This is a genomic window from Pseudomonas sp. LB3P25, assembly GCF_054897985.1.
The window spans coordinates 2,699,767-2,724,316 of the sequence record NZ_CM142711.1 but is presented as its reverse complement, the minus strand read 5'-3'; the positions used below and the strand labels follow the sequence as shown (position 1 = coordinate 2,724,316).

Below are 24,550 nucleotides of genomic sequence, written 5' to 3'. Positions count from 1 at the left end.
CCTTGAACGATTTTGTAAGGGTATTCGTCATCGTCGATGATAAAGTGCCGCCCCATGAAACTCGCCCGCACTGATCGCACATTGATGGCCTGGATGCTTTATTGCTGCGTCCTGTTCAATGTGTTCGCCTGCAGTATCGGTCACGGGCAAATGGTCGGGATGCAGCTCAACGGCATCGGCGGCCAGTTCTGTTCCGTCGACCCGACCAGCCAGGCGCCGGCCTCGTCGAACACCTCCGAAGACAAACTGCCGACGCTGTCCAAGGCCTTCGGCTGCCCGTTGTGCTCCACTGGCGGCATGGGCCCGGCGCTCAACTCCAGCCTGACCCTGGCGATCCTCCCGCAGCAACACAGTCCGCCCTTGGCCGTCGTCGCCAACGCTGACCTCCCTGCCCGCTTCACCTGGCCCTCGGCCAATCCTCGCGCTCCGCCTGTCGCCTGAATTTTTTCGCCTTTTCTGATCAGCCCACCTCGCCAACGCGTGGCGTTCGCGTGTGCGCTGTTTCCTAGTCAAGCATTCAGGATTCATCGATGAAACGCATTCCTTTGCTGGCAAGCCTGTTCGGCTGCCTGTCTGTAAACGCCTGGGCGCAATCCACCGTCAACCTCGCGCCCATCACCATTGATGGCGAAGCGGCGGCTGAGCCGGGCCTCAGTCTGGATCAGTCCAGCGGCATGGCATCGAGGCTTGGCCTGAGCGTGCGCGAAACCCCGGCCTCGGTGGCCGTGGCCAACCGCAACGACATCGAGCGCCACGGCGCGCAGAACTTCCAGGACGCCGCCAACACCTTACCGGGCGTCAATGCCAGCGCACCGCCCGGTTTCGGTGGGTTCGTCTCCTATCGCGGTTTCACCAGCAGCCAGATCACCCAGATGTTCAACGGCATCAATGTCTCCGGCGGCCTCGCCCGGCCGGTAGACGCCTGGATCTATGATCGAGTGGAGTTGGTGGGCGGCCCGTCATCGCTGATCAATGGCGCCGGTTCCGTGGGCGGTTCGCTGAACTACGTGACCAAACTGGCGACGCGTGAAGAGCAAGCCGTCGAAGGCCGGATCAGCTACGGCAGTTACGACACCACCGAGACCGCATTCGGCCTCAACCACGCCCTGAGCGATGCCAGCGCGGACGTGCAGCACTACGCGCGGCTCGACGTCAGCCATAACACCGGCAACGGCTACATCGACCGTCAGGAGCGTGATGCGTGGAGCGTGGCGTTCTCGCTGCTCAGCGACCTGACGCCCAACCTGTCCCACACCCTGGCCCTGGAATATCAGGATGAACACGAAGACAGCCCTTACTGGGGTACGCCGGTACTCAACCCCAAGGCCGGCGAATTGAAGATCGACAAGCACAACCGATTCAACAACTACAACGTCGAGGACGGCCGCTACGAGCAGCGCACGATCTGGGTTCGCTCGATCATCGACTACCGGATCAACGACAGCACCACCCTGCACAACACCCTCTACCACCTCGACAGCCAGCGCGATTACCGCAACCTGGAAACCTACCAGTACAACGCCGACAACAGTGCGGTGAATCGCTCCACGGCGTATCAGGTCCGGCATCAGGGCGAACAGAACGGCAACCAGTTCGAACTGCGCCACGACAACGCGTTGTTCGGGCTGGACACGACCTGGTCCGGCGGCTTCGAGTACAAGGTCAACCAAACCACCAACTCGCCGCTGAACGTCAAAGGTGCCAGCACCGTCGACCCGAATAACTTTCAGCCGGGTCACTTCTACGACATCCCGGGCACCCGACCGGGTTTTGTCAGCGACAAGACCAACGAAGTCACCACCAAAGCCTTGTTCGCCGAGAACCGTTTGGCCCTCACCGACAAACTCGCGCTGCTGACCGGCCTGCGTTATGACGACATCGACCTGGACGTGACCAACCACCGAGTCGTGACCGCCAGCAATCCCCGGCACCTCAAGCGCAGCTGGGAGCCGGTGACCGGCCGGGTCGGCCTGACTTACCAATTCATTCCCGAAGCCAACGTCTACGTGCAATACAGCACCGCCGCCGAACAGCCCAACGGCACGCAAGACTTCGACGTGTCCACCGGCAAGCAATGGGAAGTCGGCAGTAAATTCGATTATCTGGACGGTCGCGGCTCGGCAACGGTGGCGGCTTACACGATCGAGCGAAAAGACTTCGCGGTGACCGATCCACTGGATCCGACCAGCAGCATTCCCGTGGGTCAACAGACGTCCAAAGGGATCGAACTGGCCAGTTCGTTACGAATCACCGACAAGCTGTTGGTCGAAGGCAACGTCGCCTGGGTCGATGCGCAGTACGACGAATTCAACGAGAAGAATGCGGCGGGTGTCGTGGTTTCACGCAAAGGCAACACACCGACCAACGTGCCGGACCGGGTCGGCAACCTATGGCTGACCTATGACTTCGCGCCGCAATGGCAGGGCGGTGTCGATGCGCGGTATGTGGCCTCGGTGTTTGCCGACAGCGCCAACACCCTGACCGTACCGTCGTACACGCTCTACGGTACGTTCCTCAGCTACAAGGTCGATCAACACACCACCGTCACCGGCCGGGTGCGCAACCTGACCAATGAGGTGTATGCCGAGTTTGCCCATGTGTCACCGGCGTATTACCTTGGTACGCCGCGCACCTTCGAGCTGGCGGTGCAGACCCGTTTCTAAAAGCTTCGTCGGAACGCCGCCCGGAGCCGGCTCGCTCCCACACTTGATCTCGGTTGTTCGCAGGGTTTGCGTACACAGCAGATCTAATGTGGGAGCGAGCCTGCTCGCGAAGGCGGCATCAGCCTCACCACATCACTTCAACTCGGCGGAGACTTTATCCGCCACCTCCTTCGGCACCCACGCCTTCCACACCTCTGGGTGCGCCTTCATGAACGCCTGCGCCGCTTGACGTGGCGGGGTATGTTTTTCGCTCATCTCGGCCAGCGCCCTGTTCAATGGATCGATGGGCAAGTCGACCTTGCTGAAGAACTCGGCAATCTGCGGATACTGTTTCTGGAATGGCGTGGACACGCCGATGGACAGCTTCGAGGGCAGTGAGCGCGTCGGTTTCGGATTCGGGTTGTCGGCGTCGGTCAGGGTTTTCCAGGCATCGGCATCGAATGGCGGCTCTTCCAGCTGAATCAGTTTGAAGCGACCAAGCAACGGCGTAGGCGACCAGTAATAGAACAACACCGGTTTGCTGCGCCGAATCGAAGAACTGATCTCCGCATCCAGCGCTGCCCCTGAACCGCTGCGGAAATTCACATAGCTGTCGTCGAGCCCATACGCCTTGAGTTTCTGTTTGTTGACCACTTCCGACGTCCAGCCGATCGGGCTGTTGAGGAAGCGCCCCTTGCCCGGGGTTTCCGGATCGCTGAACACGTCCTTGTATTTCGGCAGGTCACTGACACTGCGCAGGCCCGGCGCCAGCGGCTTGATGCCTTTTGCCGGGTCGCCCTTGATCACATATTCGGGCACCCACCAACCCTCGGTGGCGCCCTTGACCGTATCGCCGAGACTCGCGACTTTGCCTTCTGCCTCAGCCTTGACCCAGACCGGACTGCGACCGGCCCACTCTTCGCCAATCACCTGAATGTCATTGTTGGCCAGTGCGGTCTCCAGGGTGATGGTTGTCCCCGGCAAGGTATCGGTCGGCAGCCCGTAGCCCTTCTCAACGATGATCCGCAGGATATCGGTGATCAGGCTGCCGCTTTCCCAGTTCAGGTCGGCGAAGTGGATCGGCGCCTGGGCAGCGAACACCGGAACGGGTGAAGCCAACAAACCGAACGTGGCCAGAGTAGCGGCCAGCAACCGTCGAAATCCGTTCATGCTTTTGCACCTCGTGCTGTTCACAGCAATAGCAGGATGGCCTGGCAGAAGACCGCAAAGCCTCTGAATACTCAGTCAACTGACTGTAGTAGAGGTTTCTGCTTTCGAGGGAGGTCAATCAGTTTTCGGGAGGTTCCTGCAAGCGCACCAGCGCTCTTCGTACCATGCTGGCGTATTCCGCCGGACGCAACGTATAGATCTGTGACGCCACCCAACCCAGCCATGCACCGTGCAAAACAGCCTTCTGGTCGAACAGCCGCTGGGCTTCGGCTTGCGCACTGGCCTGGTTCTGTTCGTGGAAGTCGGCGCGGGTCAGGGTCATTATTCGCTGGCCTTGAAGGTGACCAATTCACCCTTGCGCCACTTGGCAGCCTTGGCGGTCACGGCTTTCAGGGTTTTGGTCAGGCCTTCCTGCAACTGTTGGTGAGCGGCGAACACCATCACCACGCTATGTCCTTCCTTGAACACGATCCCGTGACCATCGGCGGTGGTGACGAAGGCGTAATCACCCAGGCCGTAAACCGTCAGTTTGATTTCGCGGAACTTGATGTCCAGCTTGCCGCCTTCGCGACTGGGCAATACAGAGGCGCTGAAATGATCGCCGACCTTGAGTTTAAGCCCTGGTTTGTCATCAACCACCAGCGCTTCTTCGGTGTCGATCTCGGCAATGTAAATGCCTTCAGCGTTCTGTTCGGTGACGTAAACGAAACGTGACTGGAACTGTTTAACCAGCTTTGCGCGCAAATCACCCAGCACGAACAAAGCATGCATATCGAGATTACTTACTGCCAAGGAAACATCCCCACATCTGAAAATGATGCTGCACGCAGGAAAACAGCGCACAGCAGAAAAAAGCGGCAATGCCGATGGTGTAGCCAAATGACCCGGGTTGAAATCCTGAAACGAGCAGAGCGCTCATTCATCGCGAGGTTTGAGAAGACTACTGGAACGTCACTCACGTCGTCTTGCCTGGCATTCGTCAGAGGTTGAAGGAAAACGCCCTTCTAACGGCCAGATAAAACCGGACTACCAACCTTAGGGAACAAACTCTATTAGAAAAGCACTTTTCCTACATATCGCCCGCAAAAAATTGCTTTAGATGAGCATCAATCGCCAACCAGTGACGGTGATTCTAGAGCAGCGATGCTCACCGAGACTACCCAAAACGACGTACACACGTCGGTAAAACAACGAAAAGGACTTCATATGTGCACGCTGACACACTTCGCCCACCCTCAGGCACCTTACACAAACAACTCGCCGAGCCTGCATTCGGTGATGTTTCAACCGTATGAGCACCACCCTGAAGCGCTTGCCCGGCCACGCTTTCAGGTGGTTTTGGCCGGCCATGCCTTCTTCCATATCAAGGATATATCCACCGGCCACGTCAGAGGTTTCCGCAGCAGTCATAACGAAGCCTGCGCCCTTGCCCGCGCGCTTGAGTTACGCAGTTGACTGTCCCGCCCCGTTCATTTCTATAGACGCTTCGTCATGCCGGCGACTTAACTCAGCCGCCGGCAGGCAACTACTGCCATACTGCCCGACCAATGAAACCCGTCCCCAGGGCGGGCGGCGTTCAAAACAACAGAATATTTCAAGGGAAGGCTGCTACGTGACGGAATTTGATATCGGTGAATTTTTTATCCGGGGCGAAGCCAGAGAAGTCGAAGGCGAATTCCAGGCAGTCATTATCATGCGCGCCAAACCACCGCTGACCACCGTAACGTATCACCAGGTCGAGAAGGATCGCTGGTTCAAGACGTCTGACGTCGCCGCCATCGCTGCGCAGGAAGCCGCCAAGGCGCTGAAGCTTGCGGTCGATGAGGGCGCATTGAAAGCCTGATAGTCGGTTTGCAGTCTATGCTCATTTTTGCTTACGAACATCGCCATCGAACTCCTGAAGCGCGGCTCCCTCAGATGCAATGAAGCCGCCCCTCAGATCTCGCACTCGACGCGACCCGCAAGGAGATGAACATGGATTCACCGACACATGACTTGAAAGGCTTGTTCGACCAACTCGGTCTGGACTCCAACGAGAAAGCCATCGACGATTTCATTGACAGTCATTCCCCCCTGGCCGACGACAGGAAACTCATCGATGCCGAGTTCTGGACCCCGCAGCAAGCAGGCTTCCTGAAAGAGCAATTGCGTGAAGATGCCGATTGGGCACGGGTGGTCGACGACCTGAACCTGCGCATGCATCAGATCCACTAGCCCAACTATCTTGACTGTGGCGAGGGGATTTATCCCCGTTCGGCTGCGCAGCAGTCGTCAATCCGGACAACTCTGTATGTCTGAACGGACGCTGGGGGCCGCTTCGCGACCCAACGGGGCGGTGCGACGTTTCGCTAAATCCCCTCGCCACAAAAGCCAGCGCCACGCGTCTAGCGAGGGCTTTCCGGCTTGTAACCCAACCGCAAACCACCCCAATGCCGCCCCTTGAGCATGATGGGCACCGACAGGTCATGCATCAACTCACCGGTGTCGCGAGTGTAGGTTTGCAGCAGTACGGCCTGCTGATGGCTGCCACAGCGGATCCCGGTGCGGTCGGCGAATTTGCGTTTGGTGCGGTTTTGCAAGGTATCGACCTGCGCATCACCGGTCAGTGGTTGGCTGAAAACCTTGTTGTGGGTCGGCACATAGCCCTGCTGCGTACAGGCGATGGCGAACACCAGGCCTTCATGGCGCGGCAACAAGGGTTCCTGGATCGCCGGCAAGACCTGATCGGCGTAGCGATCGAAGCGGGTCTGGTACTTGGCCGGGCTGGTGTTGGGAATGGCCTGGTAATTGCGGTCAAACAGATCATCGAGGCTCACGCGGCCCTCGTCGATATCCGCTTCAAAGCGCGCCGTGATCAGACTCGCGCCTTCGCGGGCCAGGTCATAAATCCGCTGGTGATAGTCATCCAGCCCGACTTCGGCGAGGCGTTCGCTGATGGTTTCGGCCTGACCTTCCATTTGCACCGCGGCCTGGGCCAGTCGCTGGGTCTGTTGGTCGCTGATCGCCAGGTCGCTGCGCATTTGTTCGATGGCGTGAAACAGGCTATCGAGTTGTTCGCGGTTGGTGTCGGCGCCCCTGGCGATTTCCCCGACCTGGCTTTCGACGCCGGCAGCCAGACGCGCAATGTTCTCCAGGTGCTGACCGGTGTGCTCGACCTGCTCGACACCGGTGTCGAGGTCGCTGGACAGTTGACGGATCTGTTCCACCACTTGCGCGGTGCGTTGCTGAATATCAGCGACCATGTCCCCGACTTCGCCAGTGGCTGTCGCCGTGCGCGCGGCCAGACCGCGAACCTCATCGGCCACCACCGCAAATCCGCGACCATGCTCTCCAGCCCGCGCCGCCTCGATAGCCGCGTTCAATGCCAGCAGATTGGTCTGGCTGGCGATGGACTGGATCACCAGGGTGACCCGTTGGATATCGTCACTGCGCAGGCTCAGGGCTTCGATCAGTTCACGGCTGTTACTGGCGCGCTGACTGAGTTGATGCATACGGGCGATGGACTCGATCAGTTCCGTCCGCCCTGCCGCGCTGCTCTGATGAGCCTCGCTGGCCGCACTGAGGGCTTGCCGACTGAGTGTCGAGGTGGCTTGCTCGGTAGCGATCATCACTTCGGCGTTGCTGACTATCTGCGCCGCGGCACCAAGCTGCGATTGCAGTTTGTCGGCCAGTTGCTTGACCGAAAAGGCCACACCGGCGGCAGACAACGCGTTATGACTGGTGGTATAGGAAAGATCGCGAGTCAACTCGGCAATTGCGCTGGCGCTGTCGACGGGGGTTGCCTCAGGGATGGCGCGCGAGCGCAAGCGAGGTAGCCAGATAACCATTACGGCCAATGGCAGGCCAAGGTAAAGCGACCAGCCGCCCAGCGTCATGCCGCACAACAACAGCATCAGAGCGATGCTTTGCAGGGTCGGCGTCAGCCAAAGGTTTTTCGGCAAAAGCACGGGTGCAGCCACTGCCGCAACCAGAGATCCGTCACGCGTCATCTTCGTCATCCCCCGAGTAATTCTAATTGTTGTATCGGCATTAAACGCCACTACAAGGCCATTATCTATGGTCCATTAGTAGTGGGCGTTGCAGCAGATCAATAGAAGTGCGCGAGTTTTTCGCAGACGAAAAAAAGCATCGCGGGCAGCCTTGCTCCTACAGGAGTGAGGCTTGCCCGCGATGCGGGGCGTTACGAAATCAGGCCTGACGCTGGTGCTTGTCGATCTGTTCGTGACGCTCTTGAGCTTCGATGCAGTATTTGGTGGTCGGGCTGATCAGCAGGCGCTTCAGGCCAATGGCCTCGCCGCTGTCATCGCACCAGCCAAAGCTGTCTTCTTTGATGCGTTCCAGAGCCTGTTCCAACTGAGGCAGCATGCGCTGGTCGCGATCGATCGCGTTCACCAGCCAGGTGCGCTCTTCTTCAACAGAAGCAGCGTCGGCCGGATCGGCCGGGGTGTCCAGGCTTTCGATGGCGATGCGGTTCTGTTCGATGCGCTCATGGGTTTCGACTTTCATGTTCTGCAACAGCTCAGAGAAAAAAGCATGTTGCTCGGCATTCATGTAGTCATCCGCCGGCATGGCCAGCAACTTGTCCTTTGTCATTGATATCTCTATAAAAAAACGTGCATTAAGGCGAATTAGGGAGCGTTCCGGCGGACCTGGGGTTGGCCATCGGAAAGGCGCCGTTTAATTCCAAGCGCCACCCGGCACTCAATTTACGAGGGGCGGCAGTCTAAGGCCGACTTGAGGCCTCAGCAACTGAAAAGACAGCGAATTTGTCCGACAAAGCCCTGAAAGTGCTCTATGGCAGTCTTTGCGGTGATTATCGGAGTGCGTTTATAGCAAGAAATTCAATCGAGCGGCTGTATAGAGAAGACAAACGGCTGCGCCACGCGGGTCAGGCGTGGCGCATTGGTTGTTATATCTGCGGCTCAGCGCTTGAGTTTGCGCTTGTTACGGTACTGATCGATAACCACTGCCACCACGATGATCAGGCCTTTGATGATGTCCTGAATATAAGCATCGACGCCGACAAAGGTGAAACCGCTGGCCATGACCCCAAGGATCAGTGCGCCGATGACAGTCCCGGTGATGCGCCCTACTCCGCCGGCCAGGCTGGTGCCGCCGATCACTGCCGCGGCAATCGCGTCCAGCTCATAAGACATGCCCATCCCGGCCTGCCCGGTCGCGGCCCGTGCCGACGCCACCACACCCGCCAGGCCTGCCAGCAATCCGGCGATACTGTAGACGATCACCAGATGCCGCTTGACGTTGATCCCCGAGGTACGCGCCGCCTGCATGTTGCCGCCGATGGCGTAGGTGTACTTGCCGTACTTCGTGTAACGCAGGGCGATGTGAAAGATCACCGCGACCACCAGGAAAATGATCACCGGCATCGCGCCGTGTCCGATCGCCGTGTAGGAATCCGAGAGCATGCTCACCGGTTGGCCTTCGGTGTAGTAACGCGCGAGGCCACGAGCCGAGACCATCATGCCGAGGGTGGCAATGAATGGCGGGATACCGGTAATGGCAATGATGCTGCCGTTGATCGCCCCTGCCAGCAGTCCCACCCCGAGCCCGGCAATCACCGGGATCCACACTGGCAAGTCAGTCAGCGAGGGGAACACCGCCCGAGCGAAGTCCGAGGTCTGGGCCAGACTGGCAGCGATCATCGCCGACAGCGCCAGCACCGAGCCGGAGGACAGGTCAATGCCGGTGGTGATGATGACCTGGGTCACGCCGATCGCCAGCAGACCGATGATCGACACCTGCAGAATCATCAGCACCAAACGCTGGGAGTTCATCAGGAAGCTCTGGTCGCGCACGATCCAGCCAAATACTTCAAAGACCAGGCCGATGCCAATCAGCACCAGGAAAATACTCAACTCGGTCGGAAAGCGCCGGCGACTCTTGACCGGTGCCGTTGCTGGCTTGTTTTCCAGTATCGCGTTCATAACCCACCCTTCAATAGAAATCTGTGTGGCGAGGAAGCTTGCTCGTGGTGAGGGAGCTTGTTCGTGGCGAGGGGATTTAGCGAAACGTCGCACCGCCCCGTTGGACTGCGCAGCAGTCCCATTCTTTTGGGGCCGCTTCGCAGCCCAACGGGGATAAATCCCCTCGCCACAGAATCCCTGTTCACCCCTAAACTGCGTCCGCCCTTGACTTAGTGAACCGCGGACATGCCCGAGGCCAATTGCATCACTCGTTCCTGGGTCGCTTCGCTGCGGTCGAGGGTGCCCATCAGGTCGCCCTCGTGCATGACCATCACCCGGTCGCTCATGCCGAGCACTTCCGGCAGTTCCGAGGAAATCATGATCACCGCCATGCCTTCGCTGGCGAGGTAGGAGATGAGTCGGTAGATCTCGGCCTTGGCGCCGACGTCGATACCGCGGGTCGGCTCGTCGAGAATCAGGATCCGTGGGTTGGTCATCAGCCAGCGCGCCAGCAAGGCTTTCTGCTGATTACCGCCGGACAGCGTGTCGATGCACTGCTCCAGCGACGGGGTTTTCACCCGCAGCTTCTTGCACATGTCTTCGCACAAGGCGCGCAGGGCTTTTTGCTGGATGAAACCGTGGCCGGCGTAATGCGGCAACACTGCCATTTCCATGTTCTCCAGCACCGACAGGCACGGGAACAGGCCGCTGAGCTTGCGATCTTCGGTCAGTAACGCGAAGCCCTTTTCGATCGCCATGTGCGGATCGCTGATGCGCACCACCTCGCCGTCGAGACGAATCTCGCCACCGTCGCTCGGGGTGATGCCGAATATCGCTTCGGCGACGTTGGTCCGCCCCGAGCCCATCAACCCGGCGATGCCGAGGATCTCGCCGGCGTGCAGGTCGAAGGAAACATCCTTGAAAATACCGTCCAGTTTAAGGTCGCGCACCGACAGCAGCAGATCACCGATCGGCTGCTCGCGCACCGGGAACAATTGGCTCAGTTCGCGGCCGACCATCATCGAAATCAGGCTGTCGCCGTCCATGCTGTCGGCCCGCTGCAGTCCGATGTAGGCGCCGTCACGGAACACCGCCACTTCATCGGCGATGCTGAACACTTCGTTCATTTTGTGGGTGATGTAGATGATGCCTTTGCCCTGACTCTTGAGGTCGGCAATGATCGAGAACAGATGCGCGACTTCTTTGTCGGTAATGGCCGAGGTCGGTTCATCCATGATCAGGATGTCGGAATCATAGGACACCGCTTTGGCTATCTCGACCATCTGCCGTTCGGCGATGCTCAGGTTGCCGACCTGCTCTTCCGGATCGAGGTTGATCCGCAGGCGTTCCAGCAGTTTCGCGGTGCAGCGGTGCATTTCACGGTGGTCGATCATGTGGAAACCGTTGAGCTGCTCACGGCCGATCCAGATGTTCTCGGCGATGCTCATGTGCGGCATCAGGTTGAGTTCCTGGTGGATCATCGCGATTCCGGCCTGGAGCGCAGCCAGTGGCGTTTCGAAGACCACCGGTTTGCCCCTCAGGCGCAGTTCACCGGCGTCCGGCTGATAGATGCCGGCAATGATTTTCATCAGAGTAGATTTGCCGGCGCCGTTTTCGCCCATCAGCGCCAGCACGGAACCGGGGCGTACCCGAAGCTGCACATCGGACAAGGCCACCACACCGGGAAATCCCTTGCTGACGTTGATGATCTCCAGCAGGTACGGCTCATCGACAGGTGTTGCAGTTGGCTGGATACCCACCAACGGGGTGCTCGAAGCAGTCGCTGAAGCGAACATGATCAGGTACTCCATCAGCAAGGTCGCGGTCGCAACCTTGCGTGTTTATTGTTGTTATTGAACGGACAGGCTATTTGAACGTGTCGACGTTTTGCGGGGTGATCAAGCGGTATGGCACCCAGACGGCCTGTTCAACCGGCTCGTTTTTGGCCATTTTCACGGCGGTGTCGATCGAACCGTCCGCCTGACCCTTGGCGTCCTGGAACACCGACACCGTCATGCTGCCTTTCTTGATCGCGTTCAAGCCGTCCGGCGTACCGTCGACACCTGCGATCAATACGCTGCCCTTGTCGACACCAGCCTGTTGCAAGGCCATCGCGGCACCAATAGCCATTTCGTCGTTATTGGACACCACCGCGTCAAACTTGCGGCCCTGGGTCAGCCAGTCGTTGACCAGGGTCATGCCTTTATCCCGTGACCAGATCCCGGTCTGCTCTTGCTCGATCTTGATGTTCGGGTATTTGGCCAGCACGTCTTTGACGCCCTTGGTGCGGTTGGTGGTGGAGTTGTTCGCGAGGTCGCCCAGCAGAATCACGATGTCGCCCTTGCCGCCCATTTTTTCGGCCAGGTACTGCATCTGCATTTCACCGGCCTCCAGATCGTTGGAGGCGACAGTCACTACGCCTTTGGGCAGTTTCAGATCATCGGGACGGCGGTTGACGTAGACCAGCGGGATGCCGGCCTTGACGGCGGCTTCGGTGATTTTACGGGTGGCGGCGGTATCCACCGGGTTGACCACGATGGCATCGACCTTCTGGCTGATGAAGTTTTCGACCTGACTCAACTGCTTGACCACGTCGCTGCGGGCGTCTTCGAATTGCAGCTGCACGCCATCGGGATAGGACTTGGCTTTCTTGTCCATGGATTCGCGCAGGTAGGTCAGCCAGGTGTCATCGAATTGGGACATGCTGACGCCGATCTTCATATCGGCGAGCGCCGCGCCACTGGCGAACATCAGGGACAAGGCAAGTGAGGCGAAGCGGATCTTGGTCTTCATGAAAAGTCTTTCTCCACATTCTTGTTGGTTTTATGGATGAGGTGTGACGATTTCAGTGACGGGGCAAGCGGACAATCGGAGCGCCTGGAATGCAGCAAACCAGGGCGCCGTTGCGTTCAACGCAGAGCAAGCGGGGAATGGAGCCGGTAAAGAAAAGGAACGAGACGCGAGGCAGGTCGCGAAAGAGGTGTGAAGCGGAGCGTAAAACATGCAAAGCAGCGTTAAAGGTTTTCATCGACAGTACCTGGCTTTTGTTTCTTGTTTTTGGTTCGTCCTGCACCCGTTCAAGGTTGGCTTGAGCGAGATTGGACGTTGATAGTCGGCAACCTGGAAATGACTTTATTAGAAAATAATTTCTATATCAACTCATTTTAGAATTTTATTCTGATTTTATTCCATGGCTTTCGAACGGGCTCAATGCCACCACTTGATGCCGCTCGAAGCTCAGTCGCGCAGCGTCTAGCACGCGGGTGGTCGCCAGTGCATCACGGGCATCCACAGGCAGTGGGCCACCGCTCTGCAATGCGGCTTGTAGCTGTAAATAGAACTGATTCCAGCAACCGCGCTCGGAGGGAACCCGCTCGCGCACTTCACCCTGTTCGAACCAGCCCCAGCGGCGATGCTCTTCAACACCCCAGCGCTCACCTTCGGATTTCGGCGAGAGCCCGGCGAGTGCCGATGCTTCTTGCCCGTCCAGGCCATCGACGCTGTAACAACCTTGGGTGCCGGTCACCCGAAAGCGCGGGCCGGGGGTGTTTTGCAGGCAACTGCCGCCCAGGTGTGAGGTCACGCCACTGGCATGGGTCAGGGACATAAAGAAGCCGTTATCGAAGACCTGGCCTTTTTCCAGGTAATCCAGTTCGGCGTAGACCCGGGTCACCGGGCCGAACAACAGCAACGCCTGATCCACCAGATGGCTGCCCAAGTCGCGAAGGAAGCCGCCGCCACTGCCGTTGTTCACTGCCTGTGGTGAGTAACGCTCGATCCGCGATTCGAAACGGGTGATCTGGCCCAGCGCGCCGGACTCGATGAGTTTGCGCACGGTCAGGAAGTCCGAGTCCCAGCGCCGGTTCTGATAGACGCTGAGCTGCACGCCCTGACGCTCGGCCATGGTGATCAGGGTTTGGGCTTGCTGCGCATCAGCGGCGAACGGTTTGTCGCTGACCACCGCCACACCGTGTTCGATGCCATCGAGCACCAGCGCTGGTCGGCCCTTGAGCGGAGTGGACACTACCAGCACATCGATCCCGGCCTCCACCAGTTGGCCGATGCTGTCGAACGCTGGCACACCGGGGTGTTCTGCCGCCAGCAACAGTCGGCGTTCCGGTGAACGAGTGACCACACCCACGAACTTCGCCGCCGGCAAACTGCTGATCAGCGGAGCATGGAAAAACCGGCCGCCATGGCCGTAACCGACAAGTCCGATACGCATGTGTGCATTCCTTCTTATTGTTATGTAAACCGCTCACTGGATACACACGGCCCTTGTGGGAGCGAGCCTGCTCGCGAAAGCGGCGTGTCAGGCGACATCAATATTGACTGTGCTGCCGCCTTCGCGAGCAGGCTCGCTCCCACAGGGTTTTGTGCAGGCCTTAGCGGCAGAGTTCGCTTTTGACGCGTTCGAGCATCATCCGGTTGGATTCATCCGGCCGGTCTTCCCAGGCAAACACCGAGACCGTGGCGATGCCGTCGAACTGAATCTCGCGCAAGGTGCCGAAAAACGCGTCCCAATCGACTTCGCCCTGACCGATGTCCAGATGCTGGTGCACGGTGGCGACGACACCCGGCGGGTTGACGATGTAGCGCAACCCGGAAGAAGCCTTGTGGTTGTAGGTATCGGCGATGATCAGGTGGCTCAGCTTCGAGCCGGCATACTTGAGCATCGAAGCGATATCGCCTTTGCCGTCGTCATAGAAGAAGGTGTGCGGCGCGGCGTAGAGGTAGTTGATCCACTCACGATCCAGACCACGAATGATGTCCACCGACTCGTTGTTGCGTTCGCAAAAGTCGTAAGGGTGCGCCTGGATATCCAGCTTGATACCTTCGCGTTCGAACTCCGGGATCAACTCGTCCATGGAGCGCATGAACTGGTTCTCACAGACCAGCGGGTTGTCTGACTGACCGGTGAACTCGGTGTTGACCAGCTCGCAGTCCATCTCCACGGCAATCTGAATCGCCCGTTTCCAGTTGCGCACGGCGGCAACACGCAGGCCTTCGTCGGCGGCGGCCCAGTGGTACATCGGTAATAAGGAAGACAGTTTGACCCCGGTGTCGCTCAGGGCTTTGCGAATTTCCTTGATCCGCGCCTTGTCGACCCGCGGAGCTTTGTAGAACGGCAGGAAATCTTCCCGCGGTGAGAGTTCGATGTGTTCGTAACCTAGCTCGGCGACCTTATCGACCATCTTGCCCAGGGACAGGGTGCGGTACATGTAGGGGTCTAGTGCAATGCGCATTTCTTTCTCCTTGATGATTCTCTCTGGCCGGAAGGGCCACCCCTCACCCCAACCCTCTCCCCAGGGGGGAGAGGGAGCCGACCGAGGTGTTTATAGAGGTACTTCGACCTGAGAGTCCGAGTCGAATGCAAACTTCAAGAACCATGGAGATCAGCCCCCTCTCCCCTCTGGGGCGGTCCGACGTTTCGGGAGGGTTGGGGTGAGGGGGCGATCTCAAACTTGAAATACTTTCGAACTCAACCATAGAACCGAGGGCGCTCAGGCAAACCGACTTTGACGATCGCCCCGCTGTTCTGCGCTTCGATGCAGGCATCCGCCGCCACCGCCGCCGCAAACCCGTCCCATGCCGAAGGCCCACCCACCTGCCCGGCCCGCACGCCATCAATGAACGCCTGCAACTCGACGTCGTACGCCGCGATGAAGCGATCCTTCCAGTCCATCAGAATCGCGTTGGACAACTTCGCCCCGCTGCGCAACTGAACCTGCGACGGCTCGGGCAGTTTGGCGATGCCGGTCTCCCCCACCACTTCGCACTGGATGTCGTAGCCGTATTGGCAGTTAACGAACACTTCCACGTCGATGCGCGTGCCCTTGGCGGTTTCCAGCAGCACGATCTGCGGGTCTTTCAAATGCGCAAGCGCCTTGCTGCTCTTGCGCGGGAACACCACTTGCACCGACACGTAATCGTCGTCGAGCAACCAGCGCAACACGTCCAGTTCATGGATCAGCGTGTCGGTGATCGCCATGTCGGTCTTGTAGTTTTCACCCACGGTCGGGTTGCGGTGCGCGCAGTGCAACATCAATGGCTCACCAATCTGACCGCTGTCGATCACGGCTTTCAGCGCCCGATAACCTTCGTCATACGGACGCATGAAGCCGACCTGCACCAGGCGCTTGCCGTGGGCCACTTCGGCCTCGACGATTTTGCGGCAGCCTTCAGCGGTGACTGCCAGCGGTTTCTCGCAGAACACCGGTTTGCCGGCGGCAATCGCGGCCAGCACAAACTCTTCGTGGCTCGGGCCCCAAGAGGTGACGAGGATCGCTTCGACCTCGGGCGCCTTGATCAGCGCGTGGCCGTCGGGATAGACCTCGGCGGTCAGTTTCAGGTCGGAAACCACGTTCGCTGCTTGTTGCAAATTGATGTCGGTGACCGCGACCACCTGGCTGTTAAGCAAGGTCTGGCTGCAACGACGGATGTGATCCTGGCCGATGGCCCCGGTACCGATGACTCCAAGCTTCAAAGACATTTAATGACTCCTAGATTTGTTGTTGTTCGTTCAGGGCAATCAGTACTGACGGGCCTTGGCCAGTCGTTCATTCAGGGTCTTGGCCACCGCATCGGTCCGGGCGCTGGTGGAGACTTGCGCCACACCGACCCGCCACCACGACAGGTATTTGTGAATCATGGTTTTGGGCAGAACCTTGATGTCGATCAGCGTCGAAACGGTCTGCAATCGCGCATCGGCCAATGCCGCGTTCAGTTCTTCGACCGTGTTCACTTTGTAGGTTTTGCAGCCATAAGCCGCCGCGCTCATGGCGAAATCCACCGGCACGAACCCGCCGTCGAGCTTGCCGGTTTCCGGGTTGCGGAAACGGAACTCGGTGCCAAAGCTGTCCATGCCGTGTTCCATCTGCAAATTGTTGATGCAACCGAAGGTCATGTTGTCGAGCAGCACCACGTTGATCTTGCGTCGCTCCTGAATCGAGGTCGCCAGCTCCGAGTGCAGCATCATGTAGGAGCCGTCACCGACCAGCGCATAGACCTCGCGATCCGGCTCGGCGAGTTTCACGCCCAGTGCGGCGTTGACCTCGTAACCCATGCAGGAATAACCGTACTCGACGTGATAGGTGTTCACCCCCTTGCTGCGCCAACTGCGCTGCAAGTCACCGGGCAAGCTGCCGGCAGCGGCGACGATCACCGCGTCATCGGCCAGGGTTTCGTTGAGCACGCCGAGCACGCGGCTCTGGGTCAGGCAGGAACCGGTCAGCTCGATGAATTCGCGCAGCACCGCCGGGTCCATGTGGTCGTTGATTTCCGGGATGAAGTCTTTGCTCTGGTATTCGACCTGATAGATACGGTCAACTTCCTCGTCCAGTTGCGCCTTGGCCTGACGCGGTTGATCGCCCCACGCAGAACGGTAATCACCCAAAGCTTCAGCCAAGGCTTGCAAGCCGGCTTTGGCGTCCGCCAGCAGTTGCACGCCGTCGATCTTCAGGGCATCGCAGGGGCTGATGTTCAGATTGAGGAATTGCACGTCCGGATGCTGGAACAGGGATTTCGACGCGGTGGTGAAATCGCTGTAGCGGGTGCCGACACCGATGATCAGATCCGCGTCCCTGGCCAACAGATTCGCCGCCAGACAGCCGGTTTCACCAATCCCGCCAACGTTCAGCGGGTGACTGGACACCACCGCACTCTTGCCGGCCTGGGTTTCGGCGAAAGGAATGTCGAAGCGCTCGGCAAAGGCCTGCAATGCCGCATTGGCGCCGGAGTAACGAACCCCGCCACCACAAATGATCAGCGGCTTGTGCTTGCCTTTGAACAGCGCCAGCGCATCACCGAGCATCGCTTCAGTCGCCGGACGACGCTCGATGCGGTGCACGCGTTTTTGCAGGAAGTAATCGGGGTAGTCGTAGGCCTCGGCCTGCACATCTTGTGGCAAGGCCAGGGTCACCGCGCCGGTTTCGGCAGGGTCGGTGAGCACGCGCATGGCGTGGATCGCAGCCGTCATGAGTTGCTCGGGACGGTTGATGCGGTCCCAGTATTTGCTCACGGCCTTGAACGCGTCGTTGGTGCTGATGCTCAGGTCGTGGAATTGCTCGATCTGTTGCAGCACCGGGTCCGGCTGGCGGCAGGCGTAAACGTCGCCTGGCAACAGCAGCAAGGGAATGCGGTTGGCAGTCGCCGTCGCAGCGGCCGTCAGCATGTTCGCCGCACCCGGGCCTACCGATGAGGAACAGGCGTAGATCTTGCGCCGCAAGTGTTGCTTGGCAAAACCGATGGCCGCGTGGGCCATGCCTTGCTCGTTACGGCCCTGATGGACGATCAGGTCGCCACTGTCCTGCTCCAGGGCCTGGCCCAGGCCCAGCACGTTGCCGTGGCCGAAAATAGTAAAGATCCCGGCGACGAATTTGCTTTGAACCCCATCGACCTCGATGTACTGGTTATCGAGGAATTTCACCAGGGCCTGGGCCATGGTCAGTCGTGTTGTGGTCATAACCGATCCTTCAATAAACGAAGAAACCCTTGTGGGAGCGAGCCTGCTCGCGATTGCGGTGCGTCAGGCGATATCAATGTTGAATGTGCCGCCATCATCGCGAGCAGGCTCGCTCCCACAGTTGATCTCCATCAGCCCGAAACCGTTGTCAGGCCAAAGATTTTTGCAGGTGATCCATGCTCGCGCCGATCGCCTGCTGGATGTCCGCCAGGCCATGGACGCTGTCGGCAAACGGTTCGAACGACAGGTAGCCGCTGTAACCGCTGCTGAGCAAGGTGTCGATTTGCGCCGCGTTACCGAGGATGTCGCCCTCGCCCACCAGCACGCGGTGACCGTCGCGGATAGTCGCCAACGGTGCCTCGGCATCCTCGACGCCGGAGATGTGCACCAACCCGGTCAGCTCGGGGAAAAATTCATGTTCGCTGGCCAGGTGATGGTGAAAGGTGTCGTGAACCAGACGGAACACATCGAGCCCGCCGATGGCCTTGATCGCGTCCACCGCCGTGCGCTTGCGGCGCAGCGAGCACTCTTCGAAACCCAGCGGTTCGATGAAACCGAGAATGCCGTGTTCGCGCAGGATCGGCGCCAGTTCAGTCAACGCCGTGCGCAAACCTGAAGCACGGGCGGCTTCGTTACGCGGGTCGGCACGGTCGTTGAGCGGGCACATGACCAACCCTTGAGCGCCGCAATCACGGGCGTAAGCGGCCAGCTTCAAGGCGTGTGCACGGCGCTCGTCATTCCACACATCAAACGGATACAGCGCGTTGATCGACAGCACGGTAATGCCTTGGGCGGCACACAACTCACGGACGCGCTCGGGGGCGGTGCCGTCTTCGATCTCGACGCCTTTAAGGTCATTGCGAATTTCGATGGCGTCGGCCTTGAGGGTCACCGCCAATTCGATGAACGCCGGCAGGGACAAACGGGGGGCGACCATACGGTTCAGGGCGAAACGCAGGGGTTTGCTCATTATTGTTGTTCTCCGCACAGGTGAATTAGTTGGCCGTCGGCATGCTGAATTCAGGGCCCTTGGCAATGCTGTCAGGCCAGCGCTGCATCACGCTTTTGTAGCGGCTGTAGAAGCGGATGCCTTCTTCGCCGTAAGCGTGGTGATCGCCGAACAGCGAGCGCTTCCAGCCACCGAAGGAATGCCAGGCCATCGGCACCGGAATCGGCACGTTGATGCCAACCATGCCGACTTTGATCGTGCGCGCGAAGGCACGGGCGATGCCGCCGTCGCGGGTGAAACAGGACACGCCGTTGCCGAACTCGTGGGCGTTGATCAACGCGACGGCGCTGGCGAAGTCCGGCACCCGAACGATGCCTAGCACCGGGCCGAAAATTTCCTGCTGGTAGATGCTCATCTCGGTCGTGACATTGTCGAACAGCGTCGCGCCGACGAAGAAGCCGTTTTCGGCGCCCGGCACCTTGAAGTGACGGCCATCAACGATCAGTTGCGCGCCCTGGGCCACGCCTTCGTCGATGAAACCTTCGACTTTGGCCTTGTGCTCGGCGGTCACCAGCGGCCCCATGTCGCTGTCGCCCTTCAGGCCGTTGCCAACTTTCAGTTGATCGATACGCGGCAGCAGTTTGGCAATCAGCTGGTCGCCGACATCGCCCACCGCCACGGCAATCGAAATCGCCATGCAGCGCTCGCCGGCCGAGCCGTAAGCCGCGCCGATCAAGGCATCCGCCGCTTGATCCAGATCCGCGTCGGGCATGACGATCATGTGATTCTTCGCCCCACCCAGCGCCTGCACACGCTTGCCGCGCGAGGTGGCTTGCTGGTGGATGTACTCGGCAATCGGCGTCGAGCCGACAAAGGAAATCGCCTCGATGTCCGGGTGTTGCAGCAACGCGTCGACCGCGGTCTTGTCGCCCTGAACCACGTTGAACACGCCGTCCGGCAAACCGGCTTCGCTGAGCAGGCGGGCCATCAGCAAACTGGCGGACGGATCACGCTCGGACGGCTTGAGGATGAAGCAGTTACCGGTGATCAGCGCCAGCGGGATCATCCACAGCGGCACCATCACCGGGAAGTTGAACGGCGTGACGCCGGCACACACGCCCAGCGGCTGACGCAGGTTCCAGTTATCAATGCCGCCGCCGATGTTGTCGCTGAACTCGGTTTTCAGCAGGTTCGGCGCACCGCAGGCGTACTCGACGATTTCGATGCCCCGGGTGACTTCGCCCTTGGCGTCCGAAAACACCTTGCCGTGTTCGCGGCAGATGATTTCTGCCAGTTCATCGTGATGTTGGTCGAGCAATTCCTTGAACTTGAACATCACCCGCGAACGGCGTAGGGACGATTGTTCGGACCAGGCTGGAAAGGCTTTCAGGGCCGAGGCGACGGCTTCGTCTACGGTCTTCTGGCTGGCCAGCCCGACGCGCGCCTGGACGCTGCCGGTGGCCGGGTTGAAGACGTTGCTGAACCGTTCGCTGCTGCTGTCTTGCACTTGACCGTGGATGTAATGGCCAATGACCGGGGCGTTGCTCATTGATCGTGTTCTCCGTGCAGAGGTTGGAATTCAGGCTTTTTAGTTCAGAGATCAAGCAGCCAACTGTGCTGCGGATCGTTATGGAACTGCCAGACACGTTTCGGGCCGGCCATCACGTTCAGGTAGTACGACTCGTAGCCGTACGGCACGCTGACCGGGTGATAGCCCTTGGGCACGACCACGAGGTCGCTGTTTTCCACGGCCATGGCCTGATCGATGCTGCGATCGTCGGTGTACACCCGCTGGAACACGAAGCCCTGGGGCGGGTTGATCTGGTGGTAATAGGTTTCTTCGAGAAAACTCTGGTGCGGCAAATCGTCGGTATCGTGCTTGTGCGGCGGGTAGCTCGACGAGTGACCCGACGGTGTGCGTACTTCCACCACCAGCAATGAATGGGCCGGCTCGGTGTCCGGCAGGATGTCGCAGACGTAACGGGTGTTGGCGCCTTTGCCGCGCACGCTGCGCTTCATGCTGTCGGGTTTGATCAACCGTGGGCCGAGGCCGTTGCTCGCTGAACCGGGCGCGGCGCACACAGCGATTTGCACATCGCTGAGCGCGACCACTTGCGCCTGACTGCCCGGCGGCAGGTAAGCGGCGAAGGGGGATTTGTCTTCGAACACCGACTGGCGATCGCCGATGTTGTCCCAGTCGAACGCGCCCTGCCCCGGCGCTTCGCCCTTGATGCTGACTCGACCGCTGAGCAGCACCAGGCACAGTTCTTTATCACCGGCCGACACCGGCAAAGTTTCGCCCAGGCTCAAGCGGTAAGCGGCGAAGCCGACGTATTCCAGCTCACCTTTACCCAGCTCGACCATGGTCCGGCCACGGGCATTGCTTTTGACCAGCAGGCTCATCATTTAGTCCTCTCGTCGAGCAGCGTGCGCAAGGTGTCGTAGCCTTTTTTGGCGTAGACGTAACTCGGCGCCACCGCTGGGTCCTGCTCGGCTTCGACCACCAGCCAGCCGTGGTAATCGGCCGCCAGCAGCACGTCGAGCAAGGCGCCGAAATCGATGTCGCCATCGCCGGGCACGGTGAACGTGCCGTTGATGATGCAGTCCGGAAAGCTCCACAGATTGTTGCGGGCCAGTTGCACCACCGGTTTGCGCACGTCCTTGAAATGCACGTGACAGATGCGCTCGATATGTTTGCGCAGCACCTGCAACGGTTCGCCGCCACCCATGTAGCAATGGCCCGAGTCGAACAGCAGGCCGACTTCGCTGCCGGTCAACGCCATCAACTTGTCGATGTCGGCCGGGGATTCGACGTAGGCGCCCATGTGGTGGTGGTAGGCCAGGCGTACGCCCTGGGTCAAGGTGAAACGCGCCAGCTCAGTGAGCTTGTCGGCGTATTCCTGCCAGGCGTGTTCGGTGTGGAAACGCGGGCGCTCCACCAGCGGAATACGCTGGCCTTGAATGGAGTCAGCGACTTCACCGTACACCAGCACCTTGGCGCCGTTCTTCGCCAACAGCTCGACATGGCTGCTGATGGCGTCGATTTCTTCGGCCACCGAGCGGCGGGCCAGACGGCTGGAATACCAGCCGGACACCAGCGCCAGGTCGTAAGGCCGCAGCACGTCACCGACGCCTTTGGCGTTCTTGGGGAACTTGCCGTTGAGTTCGAAACCTTCGTAGCCGATTTCCTTGCCTTCACTCAGGGCGGTGCTCAGCGGCGTCTCGCCACCGAGGGACGGCAGGTCGTCGTTGCTCCAGGAGATCGGGTTGATGCCAATTCGAATAGCGGGCATGGCTGCACCTTTTATTGTTTTACACAAATCAGTAAGACCGGCACGGAACCCTTGTGGGAGCGAGCCTGCTCGCGAAGGCGGTGTGTCAGGCGCCATAAATGTTGACTGTCAGTCAGCTTTCGCGAGCAGGCTCGCTCCCACAGGGTCCCTCGGTGTTTCTTCAGGCGCGGGCACTGCGCCAGGCATCGATCAGTTCGACGAACGTGCCCTGCACCTGACGGATCAGCGCTTCATCATCGATTTCACCGGCCATCCACGCGCGGCTCGGTTCTTGAAAAATCGTCCGGCCCACGGCGAAACCGCGGCAAGTCTGGCTCTGGCTGGCCTGTTGAAACCCTTCGGCCAGTGCCGCTGCCGGTGCATTGAGGCCCAACAGCACCACGCCTCGGCAGTACGGATCACGTTCCTGAATCAGCTCGTCGAGTAGCTTCCACTCCTCGGCGCTCTGCGCTTCGATCTTCCACCACGCCGGGTAAATGCCCAGGTTGTAGAGGCGTTTGAGCGCGCGATACAACACGTCCGGATGGGTCGACGGGTGATCCTTGGGCGGAATGATTTCCAGCAGCAGCTCATGACCGCTGACCTGGGATGCCTGATACAAACCCTTGATCTGCGCTTCCTGTTCCAGTCGCAGCAACGGCTCGTCGTCGGGGTGGAATTGCACCAGGCACTTGATGATTTGTTCCTGCGGCCAGGCGATCAGGTTGCTGCCGATGGAGCGACCATGTTCGAAGGCCAATGGCCGCGAGCCTTGCACTTCCACCGGACGCGCCACCCACCAGCCGCGACCGGTGGCGGCGCTCAGCGAGTCCTGACCGAAGCGTTGATCGGCCAGCAGCCCGACATCGGCCTCGATGCCCTGCTCACGCAAATCGGCTTCGACCCGTTCCACAGCCTTGATAAACAGTTGCTTGAGTTCGCCGATGGCGTTCAGGTCGCGACCGCCCTTGTGCGCCAGTTCCACCAGTTGCCCGCGATGGTCGAAGGCAAAAATGAACAGCTGCTTCCACTGTTTGCGCGGCACGCTGACCTGATGCAGACGCTGCAACACCGCGTCCTGATCCGGCCGGGTAATCGGCACCGGACTGTTAAACAGATAGTCGAGTTCGGCGCGGGTCGGCATGGCCGGGGCGCAGGCATGGCGCGACACCACCAGACCGCCACAGGCATTGGCCAACTGGCAGCAGCGCTCGTCGCTCGCATCAACCAGCCACCCGGCGAGGAAGCCGGACATGAAGGCATCGCCGGCCCCCAGCACATTCAACACTTCCACCCGAACGCCGGGGAAAATGGCGCCGTCTTCAAGACGTGCCGGGATCACCCCGTGAATCACCGTGCAGCCCTGCGGGCCGAGCTTGACCACCAGGGTCGCCGCGCTCAGGCGCCGCACATTGCCCAGCGCCGTGAGCAAATCCTCGGAGCCGCCGGCAATCAAAAACTCTTCTTCAGTGCCAACGATCAGGTCGAAACGCGGGAGGATTTTCTGCACATGCTGGCTGACGTTCTGGTCGGCGACGAACCGGGTCTCGCCGTCCGCCTTGCCAGCCAGGCCCCAGAGTACCGGACGATAGTCGATGTCCAGCACCCGTTTGACGTTGTGCTTCTCGGCGTAATCCAGCGCCTGGATGCTCGCCTTGTAGACGCCGTCGGTGGAGAAATGGGTGCCGGTGATCAGCAAGGCTTTACTGGAAGCGATGAAGGCTTCACTGATGTCTTCGGCCCGCAGCGCCATGTCGGCGCAGTTTTCGCGGTAGAAGACCAAAGGAAAGGTTTCGCGATCCTTGAGGCCCAGCAGGACCATAGCGGTCAGGCGTTCCGGATCGACCTTGATGCCGCTGACATCGCAACCTTCGCGGGTCAGGGATTCAACGAGAAAGCGGCCCATGTGGTCGTCCCCTACCCGGCTCAGCATCGCCGACTTCAGACCCAACCGAGCCGTGCCGAAAGCGATGTTGGCGGACGATCCACCGAGGTATTTGGCGAAGCTTGAAACATCTTCCAACCGCGCTCCGACTTGCTGCGCATAGAGGTCGACGCCAAGGCGCCCCAGGCAAATCAGTTCCAATTGACGCCCACTGGCAAAACGAGTCTGGCCCATGTTGGCTCCT

General features: G+C 59.7%; 23 protein-coding genes. 5 read left to right on the top strand and 18 right to left on the bottom strand.

Going from position 1 to position 24,550, the window contains the following annotated elements; genetic code table 11:
- Window positions 1–54: 54 nt before the first annotated feature.
- Both ACYZTW_RS12275 and ACYZTW_RS12270 read left to right on the top strand, forming a co-directional pair.
- Window positions 55–441: a DUF2946 domain-containing protein gene (locus ACYZTW_RS12275; protein ID WP_462005071.1), complete on the top strand. Its 387-nt coding sequence runs from the start codon at window positions 55–57 to the stop codon at window positions 439–441.
- An 89-nt stretch (window positions 442–530) separates the two neighbouring features.
- Complete coding sequence (locus ACYZTW_RS12270; RefSeq protein WP_462005070.1) at window positions 531–2,663, top strand: TonB-dependent receptor; 2,133 nt, start codon at window positions 531–533, stop codon at window positions 2,661–2,663.
- Between the two features lie 132 nt (window positions 2,664–2,795).
- On the opposite strand, the gene ACYZTW_RS12265 is transcribed toward ACYZTW_RS12270, so the two are convergent.
- The 3 genes from ACYZTW_RS12265 to ACYZTW_RS12255 all read right to left on the bottom strand — a co-directional run bounded on the left by ACYZTW_RS12265 (window position 2,796) and on the right by ACYZTW_RS12255 (window position 4,604).
- Complete coding sequence (locus tag ACYZTW_RS12265) at window positions 2,796–3,812, bottom strand: ABC transporter substrate-binding protein (protein ID WP_462005069.1); 1,017 nt, start codon at window positions 3,810–3,812, stop codon at window positions 2,796–2,798.
- Between the two features lie 118 nt (window positions 3,813–3,930).
- Window positions 3,931–4,134 carry a hypothetical protein gene (locus ACYZTW_RS12260; RefSeq protein WP_462005068.1) on the bottom strand — a complete coding sequence of 68 codons (204 nt, stop codon included), beginning with the start codon at window positions 4,132–4,134 and terminating at the stop codon, window positions 3,931–3,933.
- Window positions 4,134–4,604, bottom strand: a complete 471-nt coding sequence (locus ACYZTW_RS12255; protein ID WP_054052821.1) for a hypothetical protein — start codon at window positions 4,602–4,604, stop codon at window positions 4,134–4,136. Before ACYZTW_RS12255 ends, ACYZTW_RS12260 begins: the two co-directional genes overlap by 1 nt.
- Before the next feature lie 414 nt (window positions 4,605–5,018).
- On the opposite strand from ACYZTW_RS12255, the gene ACYZTW_RS12250 reads away from it, so the two are divergent.
- The 3 genes from ACYZTW_RS12250 to ACYZTW_RS12240 all read left to right on the top strand — a co-directional run bounded on the left by ACYZTW_RS12250 (window position 5,019) and on the right by ACYZTW_RS12240 (window position 6,026).
- Window positions 5,019–5,267 (top strand): hypothetical protein, encoded by a 249-nt coding sequence (locus ACYZTW_RS12250; RefSeq protein ID WP_462005067.1) that lies wholly within the window; start codon window positions 5,019–5,021, stop codon window positions 5,265–5,267.
- Window positions 5,268–5,424: 157 nt separating this feature from the next.
- The gene (locus ACYZTW_RS12245; protein WP_033057642.1) at window positions 5,425–5,655 is read left to right on the top strand and encodes a hypothetical protein; all 231 of its coding nucleotides are present in this window, start codon (window positions 5,425–5,427) and stop codon (window positions 5,653–5,655) included.
- Between the two features lie 131 nt (window positions 5,656–5,786).
- On the top strand, window positions 5,787–6,026 hold the full coding sequence (locus ACYZTW_RS12240; RefSeq protein WP_462005066.1) for a DUF2789 domain-containing protein: 240 nt from the start codon (window positions 5,787–5,789) through the stop codon (window positions 6,024–6,026).
- Between the two features lie 170 nt (window positions 6,027–6,196).
- Here ACYZTW_RS12240 and ACYZTW_RS12235 read toward each other — a convergent pair whose 3' ends face one another.
- The 15 genes from ACYZTW_RS12235 to ACYZTW_RS12165 form a co-directional block, all read right to left on the bottom strand.
- The gene (locus tag ACYZTW_RS12235; protein ID WP_462005745.1) at window positions 6,197–7,420 is read right to left on the bottom strand and encodes a methyl-accepting chemotaxis protein; all 1,224 of its coding nucleotides are present in this window, start codon (window positions 7,418–7,420) and stop codon (window positions 6,197–6,199) included.
- Between the two features lie 580 nt (window positions 7,421–8,000).
- A complete protein-coding gene (locus ACYZTW_RS12230; RefSeq protein ID WP_007907888.1) occupies window positions 8,001–8,405 on the bottom strand; it encodes a TraR/DksA family transcriptional regulator in 405 nt (134 codons plus the stop codon).
- Between the two features lie 329 nt (window positions 8,406–8,734).
- On the bottom strand, window positions 8,735–9,757 hold the full coding sequence (locus ACYZTW_RS12225; protein WP_008153855.1) for an ABC transporter permease: 1,023 nt from the start codon (window positions 9,755–9,757) through the stop codon (window positions 8,735–8,737).
- A 209-nt stretch (window positions 9,758–9,966) separates the two neighbouring features.
- Entirely contained in the window at window positions 9,967–11,532 is a 1,566-nt protein-coding gene (locus ACYZTW_RS12220; RefSeq protein ID WP_462005065.1) for a sugar ABC transporter ATP-binding protein, read from the bottom strand.
- 70 nt (window positions 11,533–11,602) lie between these two features.
- Window positions 11,603–12,529 carry a sugar ABC transporter substrate-binding protein gene (locus tag ACYZTW_RS12215; protein ID WP_462005064.1) on the bottom strand — a complete coding sequence of 309 codons (927 nt, stop codon included), beginning with the start codon at window positions 12,527–12,529 and terminating at the stop codon, window positions 11,603–11,605.
- 52 nt (window positions 12,530–12,581) lie between these two features.
- Window positions 12,582–12,764: a hypothetical protein gene (locus ACYZTW_RS12210; protein WP_462005063.1), complete on the bottom strand. Its 183-nt coding sequence runs from the start codon at window positions 12,762–12,764 to the stop codon at window positions 12,582–12,584.
- 144 nt (window positions 12,765–12,908) lie between these two features.
- Window positions 12,909–13,961: a Gfo/Idh/MocA family protein gene (locus tag ACYZTW_RS12205; protein ID WP_462005062.1), complete on the bottom strand. Its 1,053-nt coding sequence runs from the start codon at window positions 13,959–13,961 to the stop codon at window positions 12,909–12,911.
- A gap of 160 nt (window positions 13,962–14,121) precedes the next feature.
- The gene (locus ACYZTW_RS12200; RefSeq protein ID WP_462005061.1) at window positions 14,122–14,982 is read right to left on the bottom strand and encodes a sugar phosphate isomerase/epimerase family protein; all 861 of its coding nucleotides are present in this window, start codon (window positions 14,980–14,982) and stop codon (window positions 14,122–14,124) included.
- 236 nt (window positions 14,983–15,218) lie between these two features.
- Window positions 15,219–16,229: a bifunctional inositol 2-dehydrogenase/D-chiro-inositol 1-dehydrogenase gene (gene iolG / locus ACYZTW_RS12195; protein ID WP_462005060.1), complete on the bottom strand. Its 1,011-nt coding sequence runs from the start codon at window positions 16,227–16,229 to the stop codon at window positions 15,219–15,221.
- A 39-nt stretch (window positions 16,230–16,268) separates the two neighbouring features.
- Entirely contained in the window at window positions 16,269–18,200 is a 1,932-nt protein-coding gene (gene iolD, locus ACYZTW_RS12190; RefSeq protein ID WP_462005059.1) for a 3D-(3,5/4)-trihydroxycyclohexane-1,2-dione acylhydrolase (decyclizing), read from the bottom strand.
- Between the two features lie 148 nt (window positions 18,201–18,348).
- A complete protein-coding gene (locus ACYZTW_RS12185) occupies window positions 18,349–19,170 on the bottom strand; it encodes a TIM barrel protein (protein ID WP_462005058.1) in 822 nt (273 codons plus the stop codon).
- Between the two features lie 25 nt (window positions 19,171–19,195).
- Window positions 19,196–20,698, bottom strand: coding sequence for a CoA-acylating methylmalonate-semialdehyde dehydrogenase (locus ACYZTW_RS12180; protein WP_462005057.1), 1,503 nt, complete (start codon window positions 20,696–20,698; stop codon window positions 19,196–19,198).
- A gap of 44 nt (window positions 20,699–20,742) precedes the next feature.
- Window positions 20,743–21,552: a 5-deoxy-glucuronate isomerase gene (gene iolB, locus ACYZTW_RS12175; protein WP_462005744.1), complete on the bottom strand. Its 810-nt coding sequence runs from the start codon at window positions 21,550–21,552 to the stop codon at window positions 20,743–20,745.
- Window positions 21,552–22,442: a myo-inosose-2 dehydratase gene (iolE, locus tag ACYZTW_RS12170; protein WP_462005056.1), complete on the bottom strand. Its 891-nt coding sequence runs from the start codon at window positions 22,440–22,442 to the stop codon at window positions 21,552–21,554. The genes iolB and iolE overlap by 1 nt, the downstream gene beginning before the upstream one ends.
- Before the next feature lie 160 nt (window positions 22,443–22,602).
- Complete coding sequence (locus tag ACYZTW_RS12165; RefSeq protein WP_462005055.1) at window positions 22,603–24,540, bottom strand: bifunctional 5-dehydro-2-deoxygluconokinase/5-dehydro-2-deoxyphosphogluconate aldolase; 1,938 nt, start codon at window positions 24,538–24,540, stop codon at window positions 22,603–22,605.
- Window positions 24,541–24,550: the final 10 nt, after the last annotated feature.

Bases quoted from the DNA above. Each gene is read 5' to 3' on its own strand.
- ACYZTW_RS12235 (WP_462005745.1), bottom strand. From the start codon at position 7,420: ATGATCGCTACCGAGCAAGCCACCTCGACACTCAGTCGGCAAGCCCTC.
- ACYZTW_RS12230 (WP_007907888.1), bottom strand. From the start codon at position 8,405: ATGACAAAGGACAAGTTGCTGGCCATGCCGGCGGATGACTACATGAAT.
- iolG (WP_462005060.1), bottom strand. From the start codon at position 16,229: ATGTCTTTGAAGCTTGGAGTCATCGGTACCGGGGCCATCGGCCAGGAT.
- ACYZTW_RS12270 (WP_462005070.1), top strand. From the start codon at position 531: ATGAAACGCATTCCTTTGCTGGCAAGCCTGTTCGGCTGCCTGTCTGTA.
- ACYZTW_RS12215 (WP_462005064.1), bottom strand. From the start codon at position 12,529: ATGAAGACCAAGATCCGCTTCGCCTCACTTGCCTTGTCCCTGATGTTC.
- ACYZTW_RS12265 (WP_462005069.1), bottom strand. From the start codon at position 3,812: ATGAACGGATTTCGACGGTTGCTGGCCGCTACTCTGGCCACGTTCGGT.
- ACYZTW_RS12165 (WP_462005055.1), bottom strand. From the start codon at position 24,540: ATGGGCCAGACTCGTTTTGCCAGTGGGCGTCAATTGGAACTGATTTGC.
- ACYZTW_RS12225 (WP_008153855.1), bottom strand. From the start codon at position 9,757: ATGAACGCGATACTGGAAAACAAGCCAGCAACGGCACCGGTCAAGAGT.
- iolD (WP_462005059.1), bottom strand. From the start codon at position 18,200: ATGACCACAACACGACTGACCATGGCCCAGGCCCTGGTGAAATTCCTC.
- ACYZTW_RS12240 (WP_462005066.1), top strand. From the start codon at position 5,787: ATGGATTCACCGACACATGACTTGAAAGGCTTGTTCGACCAACTCGGT.
- ACYZTW_RS12210 (WP_462005063.1), bottom strand. From the start codon at position 12,764: ATGAAAACCTTTAACGCTGCTTTGCATGTTTTACGCTCCGCTTCACAC.
- ACYZTW_RS12200 (WP_462005061.1), bottom strand. From the start codon at position 14,982: ATGCGCATTGCACTAGACCCCTACATGTACCGCACCCTGTCCCTGGGC.
- ACYZTW_RS12220 (WP_462005065.1), bottom strand. From the start codon at position 11,532: ATGTTCGCTTCAGCGACTGCTTCGAGCACCCCGTTGGTGGGTATCCAG.
- ACYZTW_RS12205 (WP_462005062.1), bottom strand. From the start codon at position 13,961: ATGCGTATCGGACTTGTCGGTTACGGCCATGGCGGCCGGTTTTTCCAT.
- iolB (WP_462005744.1), bottom strand. From the start codon at position 21,552: ATGAGCCTGCTGGTCAAAAGCAATGCCCGTGGCCGGACCATGGTCGAG.
- ACYZTW_RS12260 (WP_462005068.1), bottom strand. From the start codon at position 4,134: ATGACCCTGACCCGCGCCGACTTCCACGAACAGAACCAGGCCAGTGCG.
- iolE (WP_462005056.1), bottom strand. From the start codon at position 22,442: ATGCCCGCTATTCGAATTGGCATCAACCCGATCTCCTGGAGCAACGAC.
- ACYZTW_RS12180 (WP_462005057.1), bottom strand. From the start codon at position 20,698: ATGAGCAACGCCCCGGTCATTGGCCATTACATCCACGGTCAAGTGCAA.
- ACYZTW_RS12275 (WP_462005071.1), top strand. From the start codon at position 55: ATGAAACTCGCCCGCACTGATCGCACATTGATGGCCTGGATGCTTTAT.
- ACYZTW_RS12250 (WP_462005067.1), top strand. From the start codon at position 5,019: ATGTGCACGCTGACACACTTCGCCCACCCTCAGGCACCTTACACAAAC.
- ACYZTW_RS12185 (WP_462005058.1), bottom strand. From the start codon at position 19,170: ATGAGCAAACCCCTGCGTTTCGCCCTGAACCGTATGGTCGCCCCCCGT.